The 24,654-nt window shown below is 62.9% G+C and carries 20 protein-coding genes and 1 tRNA gene; 8 read left to right on the forward strand and 13 right to left on the reverse strand.

Going from position 1 to position 24,654, the window contains the following annotated elements:
* Positions 1 to 21 precede the first annotated feature (21 nt).
* Genes H6P80_RS13470 through H6P80_RS13490 form a run of 5 tightly spaced genes read right to left on the reverse strand, consistent with a single transcriptional unit; the run spans position 22 to position 5,373 of the window.
* Positions 22 to 873 carry an HAD-IIA family hydrolase gene (locus H6P80_RS13470; RefSeq protein WP_328805018.1) on the reverse strand — a complete coding sequence of 284 codons (852 nt, stop codon included), beginning with the start codon at positions 871 to 873 and terminating at the stop codon, positions 22 to 24.
* Positions 863 to 2,347 (reverse strand): biotin carboxyl carrier protein, encoded by a 1,485-nt coding sequence (locus H6P80_RS13475; protein ID WP_185801873.1) that lies wholly within the window; start codon positions 2,345 to 2,347, stop codon positions 863 to 865. Before H6P80_RS13475 ends, H6P80_RS13470 begins: the two co-directional genes overlap by 11 nt.
* Positions 2,340 to 3,677: an acetyl-CoA carboxylase biotin carboxylase subunit gene (locus H6P80_RS13480; protein ID WP_185801874.1), complete on the reverse strand. Its 1,338-nt coding sequence runs from the start codon at positions 3,675 to 3,677 to the stop codon at positions 2,340 to 2,342. Before H6P80_RS13480 ends, H6P80_RS13475 begins: the two co-directional genes overlap by 8 nt.
* Positions 3,674 to 4,150 (reverse strand): acetyl-CoA carboxylase biotin carboxyl carrier protein, encoded by a 477-nt coding sequence (locus H6P80_RS13485; protein ID WP_185801875.1) that lies wholly within the window; start codon positions 4,148 to 4,150, stop codon positions 3,674 to 3,676. The genes H6P80_RS13480 and H6P80_RS13485 overlap by 4 nt, the downstream gene beginning before the upstream one ends.
* The gene (locus tag H6P80_RS13490; protein WP_185801876.1) at positions 4,147 to 5,373 is read right to left on the reverse strand and encodes a Tm-1-like ATP-binding domain-containing protein; all 1,227 of its coding nucleotides are present in this window, start codon (positions 5,371 to 5,373) and stop codon (positions 4,147 to 4,149) included. Before H6P80_RS13490 ends, H6P80_RS13485 begins: the two co-directional genes overlap by 4 nt.
* Before the next feature lie 119 nt (positions 5,374 to 5,492).
* Here H6P80_RS13490 and H6P80_RS13495 point away from each other — a divergent pair, with 119 nt between their 5' ends.
* From H6P80_RS13495 to H6P80_RS13505, 3 genes are all read left to right on the forward strand, one after another.
* The gene (locus H6P80_RS13495) at positions 5,493 to 6,290 is read left to right on the forward strand and encodes an IclR family transcriptional regulator domain-containing protein (protein WP_185801877.1); all 798 of its coding nucleotides are present in this window, start codon (positions 5,493 to 5,495) and stop codon (positions 6,288 to 6,290) included.
* Positions 6,291 to 6,398: 108 nt separating this feature from the next.
* Positions 6,399 to 7,421 (forward strand): zinc-dependent alcohol dehydrogenase family protein, encoded by a 1,023-nt coding sequence (locus H6P80_RS13500; protein ID WP_185802145.1) that lies wholly within the window; start codon positions 6,399 to 6,401, stop codon positions 7,419 to 7,421.
* Positions 7,422 to 7,426: 5 nt separating this feature from the next.
* The gene (locus H6P80_RS13505; protein WP_185801878.1) at positions 7,427 to 7,966 is read left to right on the forward strand and encodes a VOC family protein; all 540 of its coding nucleotides are present in this window, start codon (positions 7,427 to 7,429) and stop codon (positions 7,964 to 7,966) included.
* 79 nt (positions 7,967 to 8,045) lie between these two features.
* Here H6P80_RS13505 and H6P80_RS13510 read toward each other — a convergent pair whose 3' ends face one another.
* Positions 8,046 to 10,586, reverse strand: a complete 2,541-nt coding sequence (locus H6P80_RS13510; RefSeq protein ID WP_185801879.1) for a TonB-dependent receptor — start codon at positions 10,584 to 10,586, stop codon at positions 8,046 to 8,048.
* Positions 10,587 to 11,001: 415 nt separating this feature from the next.
* Between H6P80_RS13510 and H6P80_RS13515 the strand changes: the two genes are divergently transcribed.
* Together H6P80_RS13515 and H6P80_RS13520 are read left to right on the forward strand one after the other, a co-directional pair.
* The gene (locus H6P80_RS13515) at positions 11,002 to 13,536 is read left to right on the forward strand and encodes a TonB-dependent receptor (RefSeq protein WP_185801880.1); all 2,535 of its coding nucleotides are present in this window, start codon (positions 11,002 to 11,004) and stop codon (positions 13,534 to 13,536) included.
* A 77-nt stretch (positions 13,537 to 13,613) separates the two neighbouring features.
* A complete protein-coding gene (locus H6P80_RS13520) occupies positions 13,614 to 14,147 on the forward strand; it encodes a 2,4'-dihydroxyacetophenone dioxygenase family protein (RefSeq protein WP_185801881.1) in 534 nt (177 codons plus the stop codon).
* Between the two features lie 44 nt (positions 14,148 to 14,191).
* Here the strand turns inward: H6P80_RS13520 and H6P80_RS13525 are convergent, their stop codons facing one another.
* A complete protein-coding gene (locus tag H6P80_RS13525) occupies positions 14,192 to 14,626 on the reverse strand; it encodes a hypothetical protein (RefSeq protein ID WP_185801882.1) in 435 nt (144 codons plus the stop codon).
* Positions 14,623 to 15,858 carry a GNAT family N-acetyltransferase gene (locus H6P80_RS16415; protein ID WP_221893006.1) on the reverse strand — a complete coding sequence of 412 codons (1,236 nt, stop codon included), beginning with the start codon at positions 15,856 to 15,858 and terminating at the stop codon, positions 14,623 to 14,625. The genes H6P80_RS13525 and H6P80_RS16415 overlap by 4 nt, the downstream gene beginning before the upstream one ends.
* A 149-nt stretch (positions 15,859 to 16,007) precedes the next feature.
* Here H6P80_RS16415 and H6P80_RS13535 point away from each other — a divergent pair, with 149 nt between their 5' ends.
* The gene (locus H6P80_RS13535; RefSeq protein ID WP_235973952.1) at positions 16,008 to 16,961 is read left to right on the forward strand and encodes a LysR family transcriptional regulator; all 954 of its coding nucleotides are present in this window, start codon (positions 16,008 to 16,010) and stop codon (positions 16,959 to 16,961) included.
* Between the two features lie 28 nt (positions 16,962 to 16,989).
* Here H6P80_RS13535 and H6P80_RS13540 read toward each other — a convergent pair whose 3' ends face one another.
* Both H6P80_RS13540 and H6P80_RS13545 read right to left on the reverse strand, forming a co-directional pair.
* A complete protein-coding gene (locus H6P80_RS13540; protein WP_185801884.1) occupies positions 16,990 to 19,575 on the reverse strand; it encodes an AMP-binding protein in 2,586 nt (861 codons plus the stop codon).
* Between the two features lie 34 nt (positions 19,576 to 19,609).
* A complete protein-coding gene (locus H6P80_RS13545) occupies positions 19,610 to 20,998 on the reverse strand; it encodes a biosynthetic peptidoglycan transglycosylase (RefSeq protein WP_185801885.1) in 1,389 nt (462 codons plus the stop codon).
* A 394-nt stretch (positions 20,999 to 21,392) separates the two neighbouring features.
* Between H6P80_RS13545 and H6P80_RS13550 the strand changes: the two genes are divergently transcribed.
* Complete coding sequence (locus H6P80_RS13550) at positions 21,393 to 21,812, forward strand: hypothetical protein (RefSeq protein WP_185801886.1); 420 nt, start codon at positions 21,393 to 21,395, stop codon at positions 21,810 to 21,812.
* Here H6P80_RS13550 and H6P80_RS13555 read toward each other — a convergent pair whose 3' ends face one another.
* Both H6P80_RS13555 and H6P80_RS13560 read right to left on the reverse strand, forming a co-directional pair.
* The gene (locus tag H6P80_RS13555) at positions 21,813 to 22,244 is read right to left on the reverse strand and encodes an N-acetylmuramoyl-L-alanine amidase (RefSeq protein WP_185801887.1); all 432 of its coding nucleotides are present in this window, start codon (positions 22,242 to 22,244) and stop codon (positions 21,813 to 21,815) included.
* Between the two features lie 313 nt (positions 22,245 to 22,557).
* A tRNA-Leu gene (locus tag H6P80_RS13560) sits at positions 22,558 to 22,642 on the reverse strand.
* A 197-nt stretch (positions 22,643 to 22,839) separates the two neighbouring features.
* Here H6P80_RS13560 and H6P80_RS13565 point away from each other — a divergent pair.
* Complete coding sequence (locus tag H6P80_RS13565) at positions 22,840 to 23,787, forward strand: complex I NDUFA9 subunit family protein (RefSeq protein ID WP_185801888.1); 948 nt, start codon at positions 22,840 to 22,842, stop codon at positions 23,785 to 23,787.
* Between the two features lie 33 nt (positions 23,788 to 23,820).
* Here the strand turns inward: H6P80_RS13565 and H6P80_RS13570 are convergent, their stop codons facing one another.
* Positions 23,821 to 24,615 (reverse strand): undecaprenyl-diphosphate phosphatase, encoded by a 795-nt coding sequence (locus H6P80_RS13570; RefSeq protein WP_185801889.1) that lies wholly within the window; start codon positions 24,613 to 24,615, stop codon positions 23,821 to 23,823.
* Between the last annotated feature and the right edge of the window lie 39 nt (positions 24,616 to 24,654).

A 24,654-nucleotide genomic window follows, 5' to 3' on the forward strand; every position in this document is an offset into this window, starting at 1 on the left:
GTATAGCGCGCCTTTTCGGCATCACTTCAGAAACGGTATCAACGGCTCCAGCGAATCCAATATCAGATGCGGGCGCTTGGCTTCGGGCAGCGCGGCGAAACTTTCCGCATCGGTCAGCCCCGTCGTCATCGCCACGGAAACCGCCCCGGCATTGCGCGCCATCTCGGCCTCGAGCAGCGGATCGTCGCCGAAGACGACAACCGCGGGCGCGTCTTCCGGCGCGAGACCCATCGAGGCGAGGGCCGCGTCGAAAGCAACCTGCGAGGGCTTGCCGAGCACCTTCGCCTCCACATCGGTCAGCGCGGTGATCATCGTGTTGATCGCGAAGCTGGTGCCGATCCCCCTGCCCCCCTCGGTGGCGAAGAAAGGCACATGGCTCGCCGAGACGAGCTGGGCACCGTCCCACACCGAATGGCAGGCGGCTTCGAGATCGGGATAGCTGAAGGTGCGGAACCAGGCGGTGTAGACGGCTTCCACGCCCTCCGCTTCGTCCCGTGGCCCGACGACCTCGATCCCCGCTTCGATCAGCGGCACGCTGCCGTCTTCGGTGCCGAGCACGCGCACTTTGCCGATGCCCTGCTCCGAGAGCCAGCGGGCCGTTGAGGAGGACGGGGTCATGAACTCCCCGTCATCCAGCTCGAAGCCCGCGGCGCGCAGGATGCCCGCATAAGTGGCCGGCGAACTCGCCGTGCCGTTGGTGAAGGCGCGGAACGGGATGTTCCTGCGGCGAAAGGCGGAAAGCAGGTCGAGCGCGCCGGGCAGCGCCTTGTGCCCGCCCGATTCCTTGTCGCCGAGGGCAATCGTGCCATCCATGTCGAGGATCACGCCCTTGGCGTTGGCGATCTTCGCGGCGATATTTTCGTCAAGCTGCACCGGTGGATGCTCCTGCATGAAGGGCGAGGCGGAAGCCCGGCCGTTCGATTACGATGTCGCGAGCGGCCGGACGGGCGGCGATTTCTTTCAAAAGCTCCAGCACCGGCGCGGCTTCGGGCGTATAGTGCGATCCGCTCGGCCCGGCGGCGAGCATCGCGTCGACCTGGTCCCCGGGCATTACCGCGCGGAGCAGAAACTCCTCGTCGGGCATGGACTCGCCGAAGCGTTTGCGGAGATCCGCATAGTCGGGAAAGTCGGGTTCGCTCGCGATTTCCTTCGCGCGCGGCCGGTCCATGATGGCGTCCAGCACTTCGGGATCGAGCGGACTGGTCGGCCGGCCGAGCTTGCCGAGCGCGTAGCGCAGGATCTGGTCGGACACCTGGCTGTAACGCTGGCCGCTGACGATGTTGGTCGTCGCCTGGGTCATCACCATCTGCGGGAAGGGCGTCACCATGATCGGATAGCCGAGCTCGGCGCGCACCCGTTCGGTCTCCGCGATCACGCGCGGAAAGAGATGGCCGAGCTGCAACTCCTCGAGCTGGCGCAAGGTGGTCGTCATCACGCCGCCGGCGATCTGGTGGCGCAGGAAGCTCGCGTCGAAGGCCTGCGGGGTTCCCGGCGCGAGGTTCTGGGCTTCGGCCAGCCGCCACCAATAGTCCGAGACATTGGCGAGCGCCTTGTCGTCGATCGGCACCTCATGCCCGGCCTCGCGCAGGTTCGCGACCATCCGCCCCGCTTCCGGCAGCGAACTGCCATCGCCGAGCGGCCCGATACCGACATGCACCGCATCGATGATGCCGAGATCGGCGGCGGCGAGGCTCGTCACCGGCCCATAGCCGATCGTGCAATGCGCATGGATTTCCAGCCGCTTGTCTCCGATCGCGGCCTTGACCGCCGGCGCGAGGGTCCGCACCCGCTCGGGAGACATCAGCCCGCCCGGATCTTTCAGGTAGAACAGGTCGATATGCGGCGAGGTCGCGAGCTTGGCCGCGAAATCGGCATAGAACTGGTCGTCATGGACTTCGCTCAAGGTGAAGGTCAGCGCGCCCATCACCTCGGCATCGCCTTCTTCCTTGGCGATGCGCGCGGCCTCGATCACGGCATCGGCATCGTGCATCGGATCGAGGATGATGAAGCGGCGGATGCCGTTCTTCTGCAAGGTGCGATAGACGACGCGCATGAAATCCGGCCCCGCCTGCTGCCAGGCGATAAAGCGCAGGCCGGTGGTGATAAGCTGCAGCGGCGAATGGGGCATCGCGGCGCGGACCCGGCGGATGCGTTCCCAGGGATTGTTTTTGAAATAGCGCACGGCAACGGCCATGTGCGTCGAGGAAGTGAAATCGATCGCATGGAAGCCGACCCGGTCGAGCTGGCCGGCAATCTCCAATATCTGCGCCGTATCGAGCCCGGTCGCACCCCAGAGCGACTGGTTGCCGTCGCGGATCGACACATCGACAAGCTTGATCTCAGCCATGGGCGAACTCCCCGAAGAAGCGCGTGTCGACACCGCCTTCCATGAAGCGCGGATCGGCGGCGATGGCGGCGTGGAGGCCGGCGGTCGTTTCCATGCCTGCCAGCGCGAAATTGCCCAGCGCTGCGCCGAGCTTCGCCACCGCTTCGCCCCGGTCCTTGCCGTGAGCGATCAGCTTCCCCGCGAGGGAGTCATAGAAAGGCGGCACCTCTCCGCCGTCGAAGATATGGGTATCGACGCGAATGCCGGCGCCGGCAGGCCAGCGCACCGCTGACGCAATGCCGGGCGAAGGCTGGAAGTCCTTGCGCCAGTCCTCGGCGTTTATGCGGACCTCGATGGCATGACCGAAAGGCCGGACCATCTCCTGGGTCAGCGACAGCGGCGACCCGTCCGCAATGATGATCTGCTGCTCGATCAGGTCGATACCGGTGATCGCCTCGGTCACCGGATGTTCGACCTGGATGCGCGCGTTCATTTCCAGGAAGAAGAAATCGAAGGTTTCGGCGTCGACAAGAAACTCGACCGTCCCCGCCCCGCGATAGTCGAGATGTTCGGCGAGCCGCACGGCGGCCTGCTCGATCGCCGCGCGCTTGTCGTCGGGCAGGTTCGGCGCGGGCGCTTCCTCAACCAGCTTCTGGAAGCGCCGCTGGATCGAGCAATCGCGCGTCCCCAGATGGATGGCGCTTGTCCCATCGCCCAATATCTGCACCTCGACATGGCGGCCGCTCGCGATGAAGCGCTCGACATAAACCCTCGGATCGCCGAACGCGGCCTGCGCCTCGGCCATCGCCATGTCGATCTGCGCGTCGAGATCGGCGGGCTCGTCGACCCGCTTCATGCCCTTGCCGCCGCCGCCCGACACCGCTTTCAAGAGCAGCGGATAGCCGGTCTCTTCGGCACGCGCCCGGGCGGCGTCCTTGTCCGCCGCCTCGCCGCCAGGAACCACGGGAAGCCCTGCCGCGATCCCGACGGTGCGCGCCATCAGCTTGTCGCCCATCGCTTCCAGACTCTCCGGGGCAGGGCCAACAAAGACGATGCCCGCCTCGGCGCAAGCCCGCGCCAGCGCCACATTTTCGGCAAGGAAACCATAGCCGGGATGGAGCGCATCGGCGCCGCTCGCCTTCGCCGCCTTCACGACATTGTCGACCGAGAGATAGCTTTGCGCGGACGGCGCCGGGCCGACCGGCGCGACCCGATCCGCCAGCCAGGCCGCCGCGCTGCGCACATCCGCCTCGGAAACACCGAGCACCGTCTCGATGCCGAGCCGCTTTGCCGTCCGGATGACGCGGAGCGCGATCTCCCCGCGATTGGCAATGAACAGGGTTTTTATCATTTGACGAGCATCAGCACCCGGCCCGCGGCGATCATCTCGGCATTGTCGACGCAGATCTCCGCAATCTCGCCGGAACAGCCCGCCGCTGCCGGATTGAACAGTTTCATCGTCTCGATAATGCCGACCGGGGTGTCCGGTTCCACCATGTCACCGACCTCGACAAACGCATCGGCGCCCGGCGAAGGCGCGCGATAGAAGGTGCCGGGTAGCGTGGCGCGGATCGCGGTCATGCCTTCGGGGATTTCGCTTTCTTCGGATGCCGCCGCCTCGGCCTCGGCGGCCACGGGCTCATCGTCCTCCAGCGACCATTGCTGCGTCCACCCTCCCTTTTCTCCATCCGGCCCGTCTTCGGACCTAGCCACCCGCAACCGGAACCGTCCGGTCCGGATGTCGAGCCGGTCATATTGGCCGCCGTCGAGGATCGCGACGATTGCGTTCACATCGTCCGGTGTCAGGGGCAGGTCCCCCTTCATGCTTTCGCTCCAGCTTTCAGATAGTCGCGGGCCGCTGCAACGATCGTATCGGAGAATGCCTCGTCGTTGAAATGCGCGTCGACGGCATCCACGGGAACATCGTCCGGCACGACTTTGCGCAGATAGGCGGCGAACGGCCCGGGCTGACTGGTGTCGTAGAGATGGCCCTCGGGGCTGTCATGGTTGGAGAAGCCGCCCAGCGGCGTGAAGATGCGCACCGGCCCCGTCGCCTCGCCCACCATCTTCGCGAGATGATCGGCCAGTATCTCAAGCTCCTTTGCTTCGGTGCGAACTGCGGTCAGCGCCGGATTATGCACATGGTAGCGCTTGCCGGGAAACTGCTGCTCGGCGACGTCGATCGGCCCGGCGATGATGAAGTCCGCATTGCCCGGCGCGATGATGGTCGGCACGCCCTTGCGCAGGGCGGCCATGCCGCGCTCGGGGCCGGTATCGGCAAGGCCGCCGAGCAGATGGTCGACAATCTCGGTGGTCGAAAGATCGAGCGCAAGCGCAACGTTTCGGTCTTTCACGATCGCATCGAAGGTCGGCCCGCCGCCGCCCGAGCTGTGGAACACCATCACCTCGGCGCCATCGGCTTCCAGCGCCTCGCGGATGCGCCGCACCGATTTCTCGGTCGTGCCCAGCGTCGTGATGAGGACCAGCGGCTTGTCGCCTTCATGGGCGGCGGGATCATATCCCTTGGCCATCCCGGCCATGGCGAGCGCGGCGTTGCGATACACGTCTCCGCTGATCGAATTGATGCCGGAAATGTCGGTAACCGCGTTGGACATGATGATGTCCTTCACGCCGACATAGGGCTGGGTGAAACCCGAAGCCATGGTCGAGACCATCAGCTTGGGAATGCCATAGGGAAAGGCCTGCATGATCGCGGTCGAGAGCGATGTGCCCATCGATCCGCCGACCGATATGACGCCCGAAAAAGGCTCCGCTGCATGGCGTTCCAGCGCGATCTTCAGTGCGCCTTCGATCATCACCGCCTGGCACTTGCCTTCATGGCCGAGCGCGCGAACCTCTTCGATGGTCTTGCCGGCCGCCCCGGCTATCTCTTCGGGCGCGATCTCGGCGCCGCCCACCGTCTTGCGGATAGAAGGATCGAGATGGACCACATCGACGCCGGCTTCCTCCATCACCGAACGCACGAAGCGGCCTTCCTCTTCCTTGGTGTCCTGGGTGATGATCAACAGCACCTTGGGCTTCGCCATCGCGCGCTTCCTCTCGCAATTATCTCGTTAATCCGATGATTCCCGCCCCGCGCCTCGCCATCAAGATTGCCAGCTCGATTAGGCCGATATAAGTTGCACAGAGTGAAATCGGGGTACAGATGCTAGAACAGAAGGTCAAAACGATACGAGCGCTGGAGCGCGGCGTCGATGTGCTGATGGAAATCCGTCGCGCGCGCGCGGTGAGCCTGCACGATCTTCACGTCCGGCTCGGCCTGCCCAAGGCGACGCTGCTGCGCATCCTCGTCACGCTCGCGGGCAAGGGGCTGGTATGGCAGCGGCTCGCCGACGGCGCCTATCTTGCGAGCCACGTCCTCCAGTTCAGCCCGGCCGTCGATATCGCCGAGACCCTGGCCGAGGTCGCCACCGAACCGATGGCGGAACTCTCGGCCAAGGCGAACTGGCCTTCGGTGCTTGGCGCGCCGCGGCTCGACCATATCGAGATCATCGAAACGAACAGCCCCTTGTTGCGGCTCGATTCCGCTACGCTCGGCCCGGTCGGGGTGCCGCTATCCTATATCCACACCGCCACCGGCCGCGCCTATCTCGCCGCCTGCGGCGAGCGAGAGCGCGATGCGATCATCGCGCGGCTGCGTCCGCCGGGCGCCAGCGACCAAAGCAAGGCGAAGCTCCACGCGATCCTCCGGGAAATCCGCGAGCGCGGCTATTCGCTCCGCGAGCCGCATTTCGACTGGCCGGACCGGAACAAGCAGGCGGTCGTGCGGGACGGACGCCAGTCCATGGCGGTCGCCATCTATTCCCGCGACGAGGCGGTGGCGGCGCTCAACATCACCTGGCCGACCAAGCGGATCTCGACCGAGAAGGTGGTCGAGCGGCATTTGCAAACCCTCAGGGCGACCGCAGCGCGGATCGGCACCGCGCTGGAGCAGCTGAGTTAGGGCCTTTCACTTCGCCCTTCTCACTTCATCCTTTTCACCGGGCGAAACGCGATTCAATTGCGCCCACGCCCCCGCTTTGCCACTTCAGGGAAGAAGCAGGAGATGGAAATGAAAGCGTGGCAACTCACCGAAGGCGCATCGTCGCTGGACGATCTTCACCTGGTCGAACTCGACAAGCCCGAGCCCGGACCCGGTGAGGTACTGATCAAGGTGCATGCCTGTTCGCTCAACTATCGCGACCAGGCGGTGATGACCGGCAATTATTTCGGCGGCCGCACGACGATGCCGCTGATCCCGCTGTCCGACGGCGCCGGAGAAGTCGAGGCGGTCGGTTCCGGTGTCACCCAGTTCGCGCCGGGCGACCGGGTCGCCGGCACCTTCTTCCAGAACTGGGACGACGGCCCGCCCAATCCTAGTGCCGGCCCCGCGCTCGGCGCGCCGCCGGCCAACGGCATGCTCGCCGAATATGTCGCGCTGCCCGAACAGGGCGTCGTCGCCATTGCCGAAAGCCTGAGCTTCGAGGAAGCGGCCACCCTTCCCTGCGCCGGCGTTACCGCCTGGCACGCGCTAATGGAGGGTCCGAAGGCGGCCGGGCCGGACTCGACCGTGCTGGTGCTCGGTACCGGCGGCGTCTCGCTGCTCGCGCTGCAGATCGCCAGGGCGCGCGGCGCAACCGTGATCGCGACCTCGTCGTCGGATGAAAAGCTGGAGCGGGTAAAGGCGCTCGGCGCGGCCCAAGGCATCAACTATCGCGCAACGCCCGAATGGGGCGCGGAGGCCGCAAAGCTTTCGGGCAAGGGCGGCGCGGACCATGTCGTCGAGGTAGGCGGCGCGGGCACGCTCGCCCAGTCGATCGCCGCGGTCGGGTTCAACGGAGAGATTGCGCTGATCGGCGTGCTGACGCGCGAAGGCGATACTTCGCCGCACGGGCTGATGCTCAAGGGCGCATCGATCCGCGGCATCTTCGTGGGATCGCGCGGCATGGCCCGGCGGCTGAATGCTCTGATCGACGATAGCGGCTTCAAGCCGGTCGTCGACAAGGTCTTCCCGTTCGAAGAGGCCAAGGCCGCTTTCGAATATCAGTCCTCGCCGGAACTGTTCGGCAAGGTCGTCATCGCGGTTGGGAGCTAGCGAATATGAAAACGCTTGGTTTCGGCCAACCCATCGGCGGCATCATGCAAACCAGCTTCGTCGTGAAGGATATTCGCGAAGCGATCGATTTCTGGGTGCGGGACGCCAATGTCGGCCCCTGGTTCCTGCTCGAAAGTTTCACGGGCGACGACCAGGTCTATCGCGGCGCGCAGTCCACTGCCGATGTCGCGATCGCGATGAGCTTTGCAGGCCATATGAATATCGAGCTGATCCAGCCCAAGGATGACAATCCCTCGGTCTATAAGGAAACCGTCGACCGGCTCGGCTATGGCTTCCACCATGTCGGCATCGCGCTCGAGGATGTCGATGCCGGCATCGCCGACTATGAAGCCCGCGGTTACGAACTGGCCTTTCGCGCCAAGGTGCCGACCGGCGGCGCGGTCGCCTATATGGACGGCGGGCCGGACAAGCCCGGTTTCGTCGAGCTGATCCCGGCCAATCCGGGGATGGACGCAGCGTTCACCGGCTTCTGGGAAGCCGCGCAGGGCTGGGACGGCAAGGACCCGATCCGCCCCTTCGGCTAAGGCCCGTTGCTGCCGATAAAGAAAGGGGCGGGATCATCGCGATCCCGCCCCTTCTTTTGGTTCGGCCTGGAAGCCGGCGCTAGAAGCTGCGCCGCACCGTCAGCGCCCAGGTACGCGGCCGGCCGGGCGAACCATAGACATGGCCCACCGCGAAGGCGTCGTTCACCTTGGTCGTCAGATAATAGCGATCGAAGATGTTCTGGACTTCGAGCGCCAGGCCCCAATCACCATTCCCCGATTCCCAGCTGATCCGGCCATTGGCGAGGAAATAGCCCTCGATCCGGTTATCCGCCGAAAGAACCGGGATCGGACCGCCGCCGCCGGGCTGGCTGAACGGCGCAACCGCGGCGACGTCGTTCGGCACCAGCAATTGGTCGACATTCCCCGCTTCGGTATAGATATGCGACTGGTAGGTGCCGTCGACCCGGAAGCTTAGCTCACCGCTGAAAACGTCCTGCACATCATACTGGATGCCGAAGCTCCACTGCCATTCGGGCGTGTAGGGCGTGATATCGTCGATCGCCACGCCGGTGCTCGCCGTCGGGTCAATGCTCGTATACTGGAAATCGAGATAGCTGAGCGAGCCGTCGATGGTGAGATTGTCGATCGGGTTGATGAAGGTTTCGATCTCAAGCCCCTTCACCTCGGCCGAACCGACATTGGTCGGCCGCAGGCACGGCGCCTGCTGGCCGGCCGGAAGGTCGGCGCAGAAGGTGCTGAGCAGCACGATGTCGCTGTAATCGAAATAGAAGGCCGAAACGTTCAGCCGCATCATCCGATCGAACAGGTCGGATTTGAAGCCCAGTTCGTAGGAGGTGATGCTTTCGGGAACATGCGGCGTCGCCTGGCTCGGGAAGAAGGGCCGCGCATTGAAGCCGCCCGCCCGATAGCCGGTCGAAACCTGCCCGTAGATCAGGAATTCCGGTGAGAAGCGGTAATCGGCCGCGACGCGCCAGTCGAGCCGGCTGTTGGTGAAGACGGCGGTCGTGCCGTTGACCCCGAACAACAGGCAGTTGGGCTGGTTGCCGATATCCGTCGGGCCGGCCGTCGGCGCGCCGAGGAAGAAGTTACACGGCCCCTGAACCGGTGTCAGGTCCGGATTCCTCCGGCGGTACGCATATTCCTTCCGATCCCAGGACTGGCGAAGGCCGCCGGTCAGATGGAAATCGTCGGTGACGTTCACCGTGACGTTGGCGAACAGCGCCTCGTTCCGCGAGGGCGTCGGGTCCGGCCCGTGGATGAAGTCGAGCTCGGCATAGGGAAGATCGACGCGCGCGGTGTAGAAACCGTCGGTGTCGAAATAGAAGCCGCCGATCGTGAAATCGATCAGATCGTTGGCCAGCGTGCCGGACAGCCGGATTTCCTGGCTGATCTGCTCGTTGGTCTGGTTTTGGTTGAGGATATTGGCGGCCAGCGGTGCGCCGTCGACGTCATAGGACCAGTCGGATTCATATTCGCGCCACGAGGTAATCGACTTGAGCGCCAGATTATCGGCCAGATCGATATCGACCGTCAGCGCGATGCCGTAATTGTCGAGGTCCGAATGCGGGTCGAGGGTCAGCGGGTGATACGGGAACTGGCTGTCGCCCGGATACAGATCGTTGAACGTCGAATAGGTGACGTAACGCCGATCGTAGCCGGTCAAGGTGTCGCAGCTGTTCTGGCCATAGGGCACGAACTGGCAGTTATAGGGAACCGTATTGCCGTCGGTGCCGCGCAGCCAGGGACGGGTGGGATCGTTGTTGAGCTCGCCCGCCGCATTGGCATAGAGCAAGGTCGCCACGCCGGCTTCGCTGCGTTCTCGCGTATAATCCGCCGCGAGATTGACCTCGACCGAGGGGCTGGGCGTCCAGTTGAACGCGATCCGTCCGGCCGCGATCGAATGGCCGCCAAGCGTGCCCAATACCGGATCGGAACCGGGGGCCTGGGTGGGTACGTTCGAGCCGGGATGGGTCAGCGCATAATCGAGCCGGGTAATATAGCCGTCCTGGTTGCGGCTGACGCCGGAAACGCGCACCGCCAGATTGTCGGTCAGGCCGATATCCATCATGCCGCGGAAATCGAGCCGGTCGTAGGATCCGTAGGTCGCTTCGAGCCAACCCGAATTGTCGCCCCGGGGGCGCTGCGAGAAAATCTTGATCGCGCCGCCGATCGAGTTGCGCCCGGCAAGCGTGCCCTGCGGCCCGCGCAGGATCTCCACACGTTCGACGTCGAGCAGGTCGAGCAGCGAACCGGTCAGGGTCGGCAGGTAGACATCGTCGATATAGATGCCGACGCCCGGTTCCAGCGCGAAGTTCGGATCGTTCTGGCCGATGCCGCGGATATAGGCGATCAGGCCCGAACCATATTCCTGGTTCTGCGCGGCAAGGGTGACGTTCGGCGCCTGCGCCGCGACACTGGAGATGTTGGTCTGTCCGCGTGCCTCCAGCATCTCCGCGTTGACGGCGGTGATGGCGAGCGGCGTATCCTGCAGATTCTGTTCGCGGAACTGCGCGGTAACGACGATCACCGAGGAACCCGAGTTTTCGGTAGCGGCGCCTTCGGTCTGGGACCAGGCCGGGGTCGCCAACCCGGCGCAAAGCGCGAATGTAGAAATGGCGACGAGCGTGTTCTTCTTCATATTATCCTCCCCTTGTAGCGAGCCTTTCTTTTTTTGGGCGCCGGCACCGTGTCGTTCGGACATCGATACCGGGCCCTTGAAAGGTCTCGCTCAGCAAAGCCGCATGGGCCCTAAAGCTGCCGCACTCGCTCAAATAGTTAGTAGTGCGACATAACAATTTACTTGTATGCCGAAACGGAACGCTGCTCAATAGGCGCGTAACATCCGTACAAAAATTGCCGCGCGATTATGGTGTTCTTGCAACGGTCGAGGCTTTTCGGGCGCGTTGAGGCTCTGGGAATCGACATTGCACGCAGTGAAATCCTTTCCGGATTTCCGTTTGTGTTGCGTACATAGACTTACGCAAATCCCCCCATTCGGTAGAATCCTATCCGAGATCGCCAAGACGATCGTGAAATTAAGGTGGGAGGAAGCCATGACCATTTCGAAAATCGGTTTGTTGTCCGCGACCGCGGGTATCGCACTCATCGCAGTGCCTGCGCATGCGCAGGATGAGGACGCAACGGAACAGAGCACGCTGCGAAACGCACCGATCGTGGTGACCGCACAGCGCCGCGAACAGAATGTGCAAGACGTGCCGATCGCGGTTTCGGCTTTCACGTCCGAATCCCTGCAGGAACGCGGCATAAGCGATGTCGCCCAGCTCTCTTCGGCAGCACCGAATGTCACGCTTGATGCCGGCACGCCGTTCTCGGGCAGCTCTAGCGTGCTTTCCGCCTATATCCGCGGCATCGGCGCGAACGACTTCGCGTTCAACATCGATCCCGGTGTCGGCATCTATCTCGACGGCGTCTATCTCGCGCGGAGCGTCGGCGCCAATCAGGATCTGCTCGACGTCGAGCGGGTCGAGGTGCTGCGCGGCCCGCAGGGCACCCTGTTCGGCCGGAACACGATCGGCGGCGCGGTTAACATCGTCACCCGCGCGCCCGGTGACGAGTTCCATTTCGTCGGCGATATAACCACCGGCAGCTTCGACCGCATCCAGGTCCGCGGTTCGGTCGATATTCCGCTTTCCAACGGATTCGCGATGTCGCTTACCGGCGGCTATCATGACCGGGACGGCTATCTGCGTCGCATCCCCTATCCGGTGGCTTCCAATGCGATCGGCATCGAGAACTTCCTGGCGGCCGGCTACGACACCTCCGACAGAACCGAGGGTGGCGATCATGTCTGGAATGTCCGCGCACGCTTTGATTATGATGATGGCGGACGCTTCCGCGCCTCGGTAACCGGCGACTATTCCAAGATCGACACGAGCCAGATCGCCAACACCGTGATCGCGACCACGCCGGACATCGTCGGCGGCGCGTTCGACGTGTTTGCCGGCACCTATAATTGCGCGATCCAGGGCATCATTCCTGTCGGCACGGAATGCGGCGGCGGCCCGCCCTCCTTCGCCTATCTTGGCGGCATTGGCGGCCTGACCGGCATCTACGACAACCCGTCGGTCTTCGGCGTGAATGTCGATGCCGATCCGACGAACGACCTGCTGCCGTTCGACAGCCGCTTCATCACCGACGACATCGACACCAGCTATGCCAATGGCAACAACTTCTCGCGGCTTGAAAATTTCGGCTTTGCGGGCACGCTGGAGTTCGATCTTTCCGACAATGTGACGCTGAAATCGATCACCGCCTATCGTGAGCTCCACTGGACGGTCGGCATGGATCTGGACGGTTCGCCGCTCAACTTCCTGCACACCAGCTTCGATATGAACCAGTGGCAGTTCAGCGAGGAACTGCAGCTTCTCGGCAATGCCCTGGACGGCGACCTCGATTTCGCCTTCGGCGCCTATTACTTCAAGGAAGCGGGCGATCTGCACGACTATGTGACCTTCGCCGAAGGCTTGCTGCAGGTTGACGGCCCCAACGACCTCTCGACCGAAAACTATGCGTTTTTCGGCCAGGTCGACTGGCGGGTCGCCGACTGGCTGGGGTTCACCGTCGGTGCTCGCTACACACATGAAAGCAAGGATTTCGAAGGCTTCCAGTCCGACAATAACGGCCTGACCTACAAGATCCTGAACTTCATCGGCGTGCCGGAATGCGCAAGCCTGACGCCGATCTCGGATGCTTGCCGGATCGCGGCGGGTTTCCCGAACCAGGGCCAGCCGCTCCGCTATTATATCGCGGGCACGCAGACCAAGACGTTCGACAACTTCTCACCCCGGGTTGGCATCCAGCTCTATCCGACCGAAGATATCATGTTCTACGGAACCTGGTCGCGCGGCTACAAGACCGGCGGCTGGACGACACGGCTGTCGAACCCACTGCCGACCGCGCCGGACTTCAACGAGGAAGAGGTCGAAAGCTTCGAACTCGGCATCAAATCGACCCTGTTCGATGGACTGATGACGCTGAACGCCGCGATCTTCACGACCGAATATACGGGCATCCAGCTCAACTTCCAGCAAGGCGTCTCCCCGACGATCCAGAATGCAGGTACCGCGCGGATCAGGGGTGCCGAGGTCGAAATGTCGATCGCGCCAAGCGACGTTTTCCGGCTGGATGCGTCGATCGGTATGATCGATGCGGAATATACGAGCGTGCTGCCGGGATCGGTTGTGGCCCCCAATCCGCTGCAGGGCGGCGTGTTCGCAGGCGGCGACCTGCCGAAGACACCGACCTTCTCGCTCAATATCAGCCCGCGGGTGGAATTGCCGATCGGCGATATGGGATCGATCATCCTGGTCGGCGACTTTACCCATACGTCGAGCCTGTGGAACGACACCGAACGGACCTTCCTGCTCCGCCGCGGCGGCACCAACCTGCTCAATGCGAGCGTCACCTATCGTCCGCGTAGCGAACGCTGGTCGCTCACGGCGGGCGGGACCAACCTGTTCGACGAACGCTATCTGGTAACCGGCCAGGCCCAGATCGCCGGCGGACAGATATACGGCACATACAGCCGCCCGGCGGAATGGTATCTCCGGTTGGGCGTCGACTTCTAGACGATACCAACAAGGGGTCGGTCCTTCGGGGTCGGCCCCTTTTCTTTTGACTACCGCCATCCGACGAGGAGCGCATCATGCCCGAAGCCGCCGATTCCGAATTCTGGAAGGATATCAAGCCGATCCCGCAGGTCTTCCGCGAAGGTGCGATGCCCGAAGTCTATGCCTCGAAGATCGCCGAGGGCGATCCCCGCTATTGGGTGCCGATTTCGGAAACCGTGTCGTCGAAGCCGGTTTGGATCAGCCTCGCCAAGAATATGTGGGCGGACGTGCTCATGGCCACCGAAGCGGGGCTGGTGAACCGTCACTATCACCCGCACCCGATCTGGGCGTACACGATCAGCGGCAAATGGGCCTATCTCGAGCATGACTGGACGGCGACGGCCGGCGATTTCGTTTATGAAACGCCCGGCGAAAGCCATACCCTCGTCGCCTATGACCATGAGGACCCGATGAAGGTGTTTTTCGTCGTGTCGGGCCCGCTGATGTGGCTCGACGAGACCGGCGAAACCGTCGGCCATTACGATGTGTTCGATTATGTCGCCGCCGCCCGCGCGCATTATGACGCCGTCGGCATCGGCGCCGACTATGTCGATACGCTGATCCGCTAGACGGCGATGCCGGCATTGCCGGCCGGCCAGCGGCATTCGGCGGTTCAGGTCACCCGGGTGTCGAAATATTCGATCATCATCGCGATGCCCTCGATGGTCAGCGCATAGCCGAGCTCGCCGCCCTCTTCCGGGGCTTCTCCGCGCACCAGTGACTGGGCGATCAGCTGTTCGATGCAGCGCTCCGCGATGTCCCGCCCGACGCTGAGCTCCCGCACCAGATCGGAAATCGTCATCTTGCGGCCCTCGAACTCCGCATTCACGAGTTCGAGAAAGAAGCTCCAGCGATCGCCCTGGAACGTGCCCGGACCGAAAACGCGGTCGCGGCGCTTTCGCTGGGCGAGCTCGGACTGGAGATTGTGAACGGTCGACCAATAATCGGCCGGAGCCGCCGGGACCTTATCGAACTTGTCCCTGAGCGCGCCCGGGATAGTTTCGCCGCGTTTGGGCGCTCCGTCTTCGTTTTCCGCCCGAGCGGTCATGCGCGCAGCATCCGCGAATTCTGACGGATCTGGGCGGCTACCTCGTCCGAGGCATGAAGGTTGGAAAGCTCCAGCGGCCCCTGCTCGTCCCAATGGCCTTCCTGGCGGATCGCGATCATCGGATCGCCGCCCCAGCGGATCGCTTCCGCGTCGGGCTCGAGATCGACGACGATTTCGCGATATTCGACATTGGCGAAGGAAAAGGGCTCGCTGTCCTCGACAACGCGAAATCCGAAAACGTTCCAGAACCGGACGAGATCGGCCCGCGAATGGCCGTAGACGCGGGGGAAGCCCTTGCGGCGGCAATGGTTGAGCGCGGTGCGCGCCAGCCGGTAGGCAAGCCGCGTGTTGCGGTATTTGGGCAGCACCGCGACCCGTTCCAGCTTCGCAAATTCGCCGAAATAGCGGATCCGCGCACAGCCCGCCGCTTCGCCGTCGACAAGGCCCAGCAGATGCGTGCCGCAGAAATCGTTGCCGTCGAACTCCTCGCTATAGAGGCACAGCTGCTCTGCCATATAGGTGGCCGAGCGGACGGCGAAGACCTTCATCAGATCCTCCAGCGTCTTGACGCAGCGGACGGAGAGGACAGGTTTTTTGCGCTCGTCCCGCCGAGGGGGGAGTTCCGGCGGAGACGAGCGCATTTCGGGCAGCGAAACCAGTAACCAGCCCGGAGCACCGGGATAAAATTGACTGGCTGGCTGGAAGCCGACCGAACGGTTGAGCCGTTCAGCATGGGGATTGACGGCGCGCGAGAAGATCGCGCAGCCATCGGGGGCGAGTTCGTCGATACATTCGCCGATGGCGCCCATCGCGCGGGCCAGGCGGCCCGGCGCGTAGGTAAGCCAGAGATAAATCGCTTCGGGCCGTTCGCCCGCCGCGCAAACCATGCCGGGATCGGGCCGCGCACCGACCAGATCGCCCGCGACCAGCGCCGAGGCGCCGCGTTCGTTGAGCGGCAGATAGGCGAAGAAGCCGAAGCATTTTTCCCCCCGCGCATCGACGATAAGCCGGATGGTTTCGGGGTTTTTGGCAAGCACGGCGCAGATTGCCTCGTCGCTCGCCAGGGCCAGATCGCCGCGCGCCTGGTCGATCCACGGTTTGATCCGATCCCACCCTACCCTTTCGAGATGGCAGCCCCGATGGGAGCGCGAAATCGAGTGTTCGACCTTCGCGGAGAACTGTCCCGCAGCGGCAAAGTCTGGATCGAAGCCTTGACCAAAGTCCTGTTTCATCGGTAGCTCATTCCCTGTTAACCAACCATCGGGCGATTTCAGCGATATAGCGTGTTCAAAAGCTAAAGAGGTGAGCCAAAAAATCGTCCGGGGTGGTCGAAACGTGGGTGAAAAGGGTAATGCCCGAAGCGAATTATCATTGGGATGACATGAAAGCGTTTCAGGCCGTGGCCGACGCCGGAAGCATCCGTTCGGGCGCGGTCGGCCTCGGTGTAGCCGTCGCGACGATGCGATATCGTATCGAGCGGCTCGAGAAACAATGCGGCGAATGCCTGTTCCGGCGCACCAAGGCCGGCATCGAACTGACAGCGGCGGGAAAGAAAATGCGCCGCAGCGCGCTGGCGATGAAGGAAGCCGCCTATGCCTCTCCCGAAGGCCAGCAGGATATCCTCGTCAAACCCGGCCAGATAAGCATCGCCTGCAGCGAAGCGATCGGCTCGCTATGGCTGACGCCGCAGCTCAATTCCCTCAAATCCCTGCTGCCGGAGCTTACGATCGGCCTGCATTGCGATTTCAACCTCTCCAACGATCTCAGCGAGAGCGCGGACATATCCATCGTCTTCACGATGCCCAGCGACGACGATCTCATCATTTCCCGTCTCGGGACGTTGCATTTCATGTGCTACGCTTCGAACGAATATATCGAACGACACGGCGCGCCCCGATCGCTTGAGGATCTGCGCAACCATAATTTTATCGAGCAGGACGCGCCGGGCATGAACGCCTCGATGCGCGATTTCCTGGTCGGCGGCGGCGGCGAGACAAATTTCGTTACCTTGCGGACCAATTCCAGCCCCGCGTTGTATTTCACGGTGGCCAATGGCAGCGGCATCGCCGCCATGCCGACCTATTTCTCGCATATCGCGCCCAAGCTGCGGCCGATCGACATCGGCGCGCGGCTGCGGTTCGACATGCATTATTGCTATCACCGCGATGCCCGTAACAGTCCCTCGGTTCGCACCGCAATCGACTGGCTGAAATCGGCGTTCGATCCGGTCAAATATCCCTATTTCGGCGACGAGTTCGTCCATCCGGACGATATCCGCCGCCCCGACCGCGACCAGAAGGTCGTGCCGCTCTTCCCGGGAATGGCCGAGCACTAAACCCTCTCGATCACGAGGGCCCCGCCGACTAACGCGCCTCGGCCAACCGAATGTGCCTGATCAATTTCCCCGCCAGCGAATTCAGGTTGCTGCCGGTGAAATATTGGCCATGGCCTCCGCCGGTCCGTTCGATCGTCCGATTTTCGAAACCGGCAATACCCTCCGAACTGCCGTGCTTATCCGAGGAATAGACCTCCGCCGTCACGGAATCCTCTCCGTAGAGCAGCAAAGTGGGGCCGTCATAGTGCCGCTTGTTGAAGGTCCATTCGAGAAGCGCCAGCAAAGTGGGTTCGCGCCTGAGCTGCTGCAGCCGCCGCGCCAGTTGCACGGCCATGATGCCGCCCTGGCAGTTTCCCCCCAGCGAAAACCGTCCCGTCGGGCAAAGCGCGAGAATTTCCGAAAGATATAATTCGCAAACGATATCGAGCCCGGATTCGGCGTATTTCTCGAGCGGCACGAGGCCGACCAGCGACCGGAACCCGTAAATCGGCTGATCGGGCCCAAGTTGTTTCGCCAGCGACTTGAGTTCGCCCCCTGCCTGGCAAATCCAGAACAGCGGCGGCCGGGATCCGCCAAGATTATGGCCCACCGCGAAGCCGCCCTCGAACGGATGCTCGCCCGGCCAGCTCGCGCTGGCCGTCCGCAGCGCGCGATCCAGCGCCGCGATGTCGCGCGCTTGCGTAGGCAATCCTTCCGGTTCCGCAATCGCGACTTCGGCTTCGCCCGCACCGACCAGCTCGGCGAGATGACCGAGCGTCGGATTTTCGAAAAACCGGTCCGGGCTAATGTGCCGCTTCAGATGATGTTCGATTGCGACCATCAGATGCACGGCAGCCAGCGAGTCTCCGCCTTCCTTGAAGAAATCGCTGTCGCCGGCCGGCAGGGCCTTCAGGCCCAGGCTCTCCTGCCAGATGCGCGCCAGCCAATCGGGCGAGGCCGGATCGGGATGCGGCAGGCCGCCACGGGTTTCCGGGATGGGGAATGACGGCGAGGCGAGCAACGAAACCAGCGCCTGGCGATCGATCTTGCCCGTTCGCGTCCGGATGAAATGCCGTTCCCTGATCGGCATCACCGCATGGACCTTCACCCCCACGGCTTTCGCGACCGCGCGCTGGATATCCGCCGCGACCCGGGCGAGGTGATCATGGTCGAAGTATGTCGGCGTGTAGAAGACGACGATCCGGTCGGTATTATGCTCCGCCTCGCGATACGGTATGGCGGCGACCAGCGTCGGCCGGACACCGTCGATGTTGCGGACGCAATATTCGATGTCCTCCGCCGAAATATTGCGCGAATTGACGATGATGACCGATTTTTCCCGGCCCGTCAGGACGAGCCCGGCATCGTCGATAAACGCAAGATCGCCGGTATCGAACCAGCCATCCACGGTGGCCGGCTCCCCGGACCCGAAATAGCCGGAGAACATGCGCGAGGACGATCGTGCGAGGATGCGGCCCACTTCGCCCCTCTTGGCGATTTCGCCGTCTTCCTTCGCGATCCGCAAGCTCCAGGAAAGCGCGCACTCGGAAAAGCGGGCCTTGCCGCCGGGCAGGTTGGCCGGATCCTTCAACTCGTCGGGCGAAAGGCGCGCCAGGCAGAGCGTGCCGGTCTCGGTCATCGAATAGACGAAGATGAATTTGACCTCGGTCCCGGCCGAAGCGCGGATATGTTCGGCGAGTTCGAGCAGCGTCTTGGGAACGATCATTTCCGTGCCGACGAAGATCGTCTTGAGCGGTGAGCCGGTCCATCGCCGGGGATCGGCGCGGAAACATTCATTGAGCTTTTCGGCGGTCGATGAACTCAGGCCGACATCGCTGACCTGGTAACGGGAAACCAGATCGAGCCAGGCCCCCGGATTGGCCATCATCCGTCCCGCGTTGAGGTAGATCGTGCGGACGCCGATCGGCAGCAACAGCCGGACTCCGCCGACGCTCGATATCGCCAGCTGGTTCAAATGCGTACGCCGGTCGATCACATCGCCGTCGAAAAACCGTTCGATCAGCGCCTGCGGCCCGATCCGGGCGAGTTTTGCCGTCCCCGTCGTGCCGGACGTCTGGATCAGCAACTCGCTGGCATGATGGATAAGGGTGCGCTCGTTATCCGTCGATACATCCGTCCGCAGTAGCGCGGCAATATCGAGAATGCTCGCCGGTTGCTCCGCAAGGCTGCCGAAAAACGGCGGTTCCGTTATGACGATGGACGCCCCGGTCGTCGCCACGAGTTGCTCGAAGCGCGTCATGAACTGATCGCGGTCCCGGTAGAAATACATGGTCGAAACCGGCAGGATGGAATAGCCGCTCATCAGGCAAGCCCATGCCGCCTTTATGTAATTGATAGCGCTTTCGAAACAGAGAAGGACATGCGGCCTGTGCGGCCCTGCGTGCCGTTTCAGCCCGGCTATGACGCGCTCCGCGTCATCGTATAGCTCGCCATAGCTGATCGTATGCTCGATGCCGTCGAGCCCCACTTCGGTAAAAAGCCCGTGTCGATTGGCCATCGCCAGGGTGGCGATATAGGCAGCCAGGGAACGCGGCAGTTTCGTGTCGGGATCGCGATCGCGGCCGCACATTTCCGCAAGATCGGTGGCGGATGGGACAAGGATATCGTCGATCATTGAGCCCCCCAGCTCTCCGGAAGAAACCTTCCGCCTATCCCTGAGCGGGAGGCGTCAACGGCACCAGTGCGCGTCCCGGCTGCCGGGATGGCCCGCGATCGAGCCGCTGCAGGATAAATTCGACCCTGCGTTGCCGCATTTCGGGATTCCCGGCGGTTTGGCAACGGGGCACGGGATAGCGTAGTGAGGCGACCAGGAACGCCGCCGTCTCGCGATCGGGTATGCCGACAATGTCGAGCCGCTGCCGCGCCTGCTCATAGCCGTTGGCCCGCCAGCCGAAATAGGCGATGTTGAGATATGCCGATGCGAGCGCATCCTTGTCGGCGGCGCTGGAGCAATGCAGCGCGAAGAGAATTTCCTGGACCTTGCGGCCGACGCTTTTCCTGCGCTTCCCGGTGATGGTTCGCACCAGCTGTTGCTCGACCGTGCTCGCGCCCTGTTTCTTGCCGGCCGTCACGGTCTTGAACACAGCCCTGCATATGGCGATCAGGTCGCAGCCGCGGTGACGGCGATAGCGCTTGTCTTCGCCGGCGATCAGCGCGTCGATCATCACCGAGGGGATATTGTTACGCTTCCTGGCTTCGTCGCAAAGGATAGCCAGTTGCGCATCGAATGCCTTGCGCTGGCTCGGCCAGAGAAGTTTCGACAGTGCGCCGGCGGCAAAACCCGACCGGAGGCGGGCGGGCCGGGCCATATGGCGATCATTGTACCAGAACCGATAGGCGCCGAATGATTTTCCCAGCCACCAGCACGCCGAGCCATCTCCCTGCGCGTTGCCGATTTCGGTTTGTGTTTGCACCGGCGTGACGACGGCTCCCTCTTCCCGGACCGCCCGTTCGGCTCCGGTTTCCGGAAGCACCATCGCAATATGGCCATGCTCGTCTTCGTCCAGCGTCTTGCCGACGATGAGTCCGCAATTTCCTGCATTGGCCCGTTCCTGCAGATCGGTCAGGTCGCGCGCGGGGCGCCAGCCGAAATGGCGTCCGTAGCTGACGAGCCAGTCGAACAGGTCGTTGGCGGGCAACTCTTCGAATAGCTCATGCCAGTGTGAGCCCCGGTCCCACGCGGGCATCTTCCACCATGTTCGCGGCAGGTAGCAACCGGCCAAATAGCAAAAGTCGCTCGCATAGATGTTGCAGAAATTGTCCGTGCCGTCCGCTTGATAGCGGACCGAGCGCCGCACATCGAGATCGCCGGCGATTTCCAAAAGGCTTTCGCGATCCCTGCGGCCGCTGGTGCGATGATGAAGCAGGCCGATTTCGCCGATGGGAAGGTTCCGCCCGGCAATGTCGCGACGGCAGGCCCAGGGCGCCGCTTCCTGAAGATAAATCGCGCGCAGGCGCGTGACGTCGAAAGCGCTCTGGAGATTGTGGCATTCGCCCGAAACCGGAGCCAGCTCGGATGGATCCTTGTCTAATAGCAAATGAAATCCATCGTTTAGCGTTGTTTTCTGTCTCCGGCAGTTATAAACGAGAAACCATATAACGCAACGTCTGCCGCACCTTGTGCCGATGCGGGACTGTCTCGCGAGGACCGCGGCCCGGTGTCGGCGTCGGCGCGCTTTGCAAATGGCGCCCATCTGCCGCATGGCCGGGTGCGTGCTGTTCCATCGGCTTTCGGACTTCTAACGCGGCGACAGGAGCCATTTCGCGGTGATCCCAAAAGCGGCATGGCTGGCCAGTCGACTGGCGGTAAGAGCGCGGCGGCTCTTGCCCTACCGGCGTGCCATATGGCCGTTGACCGCTCCGCGCGAGGAACGCGCCAAAAATTTCGCCCGTGAACGTTTCAAGGCGCAAATCCGGCAAGCCGAAAGTGGGTTGGACGACGGTTTCGAGAGCGCGAACTCAAGCGCGGCCGGCCGTTACCAGTTCATCCGGTCCACTTTCATCAATGTCTACCGCGCCGCCTATCTGGCCGTCGATCCGTCCGACGATGAAATCTGGGCGCTGCGCCTGGATGTTTCCGTCCAGGAGCGTCTGATGGACCATTCACTCGATCAATATGAACGGGCGCTCGGCCGCGCCGGGCTGCCCGTGACGTCCGGCAATCTCTACCTCATTCATTTTTTCGGACAGCGGACCGCCACGCATCTCCTTCGGGCGGATCGGGATTCGCCGCTCGCCGACCATGTTTCGGAGAAGGTGCTGGCGGTAAATCCGTTCCTTGGCGGAAAGACGGTGGGCGAAGCGGTCGAGGATATCCGCGGCCGCGTCGGCGATCGCACGCCCTTTGCCTGACTAAAGGTCGGTCTCGACGTCGAAACTGGGGCAGGCCTTGGCGACGTTCGGAAAATCGCGATGGCCGCAGACCCGCGCATCGGGATATTTCTCCAGCAATTCTGCAACCACCCGTCGAAGCGCCTTTCTCTGCGCCGTCGTGCGCGTATCTTTCGGGCATTTGTCGGCATCGATCCCCCCGACATAGACGACGCCTATCGAATGGCCGTTATGGCCGTAGACATGCGCGCCGACCACATGTTCCGGCCGGCCGCTCTCCACCGTTCCGTCCAGGCGCACGACATAGTGATAGCCGATATCATCCCAGCCATTTTCCAGATGCAGCGCACGAATGTCGTCCGCCGATACATCGCGCCCTTCTTCGCTGGCGGTGCAGTGGATCACGATGTCGGTGATCCGCCGCTTTTCCGTTCCGTCGCCGGCCTCAGGCAATATCAGCGAGGATATCCCTATGCGCTTTGAGATTGTGAACCTCTCTTGCCGTGAAACCGGATGGTTTACAGTGGCCTAGTGCAGGCCGCTTTCCGAGACAACGAGTCTTCTCCGCAACGACCAAAGCCACGCCGCGCATGGGCGGTTTCTGGACATGCGGCGGCTAGATGAGGTGCGAAGCGGGGCCCAACATGGCCGCCAAGACATCGCGACTGCACGCGAATGGCGACGGACGCATCGATGAGATAGGCGTCATTTTTACCGGATTTCTAGGGTTTTTGCAAGCTTTGGCGGCTGCCTACGACCAACCAAATGGTGCAGAAGAGGACTCGAACCTCCACGTCCATACGGACACCAGCACCTGAAGCTGGCGCGTCTACCAATTCCGCCATCTGGGCACGGCATTGGGTGAGGCGGCGCGTATCGTCGCCGGGGGAGCGATTGTCAATGCGGGATTGACGATCGGCGCGCCTTGGCCTGGTCCGTGTGCCGCCCGCCTCCGCTTCCCGCCTTCGCGCGCGGGGAAGCTTGCAACGCGCGGCGCGACAAGGCATTGCCACGGCCAGTTATTGCTACGCCAATTGAAGAGGCAAAGATGAAGGACAAGCTGGTCACACTGTTCGGCGGCGGCGGTTTTCTTGGCCGCTATGTGGCGCAGGATCTGCTCAAGGCCGGCGCGCGCGTACGCATCGCCGAACGCAATCCGGCGGACGCCTGGTTCATCAAGCCGCTCGGGAATCTCGGCCAGACGCAGTTCGTGTCGACCGACATCACTAAGCCCGAAACCCTGCCCCGCGCGCTCCATGGCACGGATGTCGCGATCAATTTCGTCGGCCTTCTCAAGGGCGATTTCGAAGCGGTGCACGTAAAAGGCGCGGGGAACGCCGCCGCGGCGGCCAAGGCCGCGGGCGTTTCCGATTTCATCCAGATATCCTCGGTCGGCGCAGCGCAGGACGCACCCTCGCACTATCTGCGGTCCAAGGCGGATGGGGAAGCGGCGGTACGCGCGGCGATGCCCGATGCCGTTATCGTCCGCCCCTCTATCGTCTTCGGGCCGGAGGACGGCTTCATCAACCGCTTCGCGACGATCGCACGGCTCGCGCCGCTAATGGTGCCGGTGCTGAAACCGCAAGCGAAGTTCCAGCCGGTCTATGTCGCTGATGTCGCCGAAGCCGTCACCAAGGCGGCGATGGAACCGGCCGCCTGTCGCGGCGAGACGTTCGAGCTGGGCGGACCGCAGGTCCTCAGCATGCGCGCTATCAACCGCTATATCCTCGATACGATCGGCAAGCCCGACAAGGATATCCTGGAGGTTCCGGACGCAATCGGATCGGCGATGGCCAATCTCGGCTTCCTGCCCGGCGCGCCGATCACCCGGGACCAGTGGCTCTCGCTGTCGAAGGACAATGTGGTGCCGGAAGGCGCCAAGGGCTTCGCGGCCTTCGGGATAGAGCCCCGGCCGCTCGGTGCGGTCGCCGAAAAATGGCTTGTTCAATATCGCACCCATGGCCGCTTCGCCGGCAAGACCGCAAGCGCAGGCTAAGCGGCGGGCCATGTCCGCGGGAACGGGCAGCCTTTAGAACAACGCCAGCAGCACTATCCCCATCGCGACCCGGTAGATCACGAAGACCAGCATCGAGGCCTTGCGCAGGAAACGCATCAGGAAGGCCATAGTCGCGAGCGCCGCGACGAAGGTCATCGCGCCGGTGATCAGCGCTTCCATGGCGAGCTCGCCGCCAGCTTCCATGATTTCCGGGATGATCAGCACCCCCGCGCCAGCAACGGCGGGGATCGAGAGCAGGAAGGAAAAGCGCGCCGCCTCGACCCGCTCATAGCCGAGAAAGCGCGCCGCCGTCATCGTCACACCTGAACGGCTGGTACCGGGGATCAACGCCAGCGCTTGCGCGCAGCCGACGATGATCGCATCCTTGAGGCTCATATCCTCATAGCGTTTTTCCTGCCGCCCCCAGCGATCGGCAGCGCCAAGCAGCAGGCCGTAAGCAATCAAGTTGATCGCCACGAGATCGGTGATCCTGAGCTTGTCCATCAGGCCATTCATGTGCAAGAATGCACCAAAGGCAACGACCGGAACGGTACCGATCGCCACCCACCAGAACAGCCGGCGTTGCTGGGGCGCTTTGCCGATACCCACCGTCGCCAAACCACCCCGCGCCAGCCCCCAGGCATCCTTGAAGAAATAGACGATGATCGCCAGGAGGGTGCCGACATGGAGCGCCGCGTCGATCATCACGCCCTGATCCTCGGCGCCAAGGAAGATCGGCGTCAGGATCAGATGGCCGGACGAGGAAATCGGCAGGAACTCGGTTACGCCCTGCACGATGGCGGTGATCAGCATTTGCAGGAATGTCATGCAAATGCGCCTATCACAGGCGATTCCGGCTTGTCTTGC

The sequence above is a fragment of the Parasphingopyxis marina genome (assembly GCF_014237875.1).
Lineage (GTDB): Bacteria > Pseudomonadota > Alphaproteobacteria > Sphingomonadales > Sphingomonadaceae > Parasphingopyxis > Parasphingopyxis marina.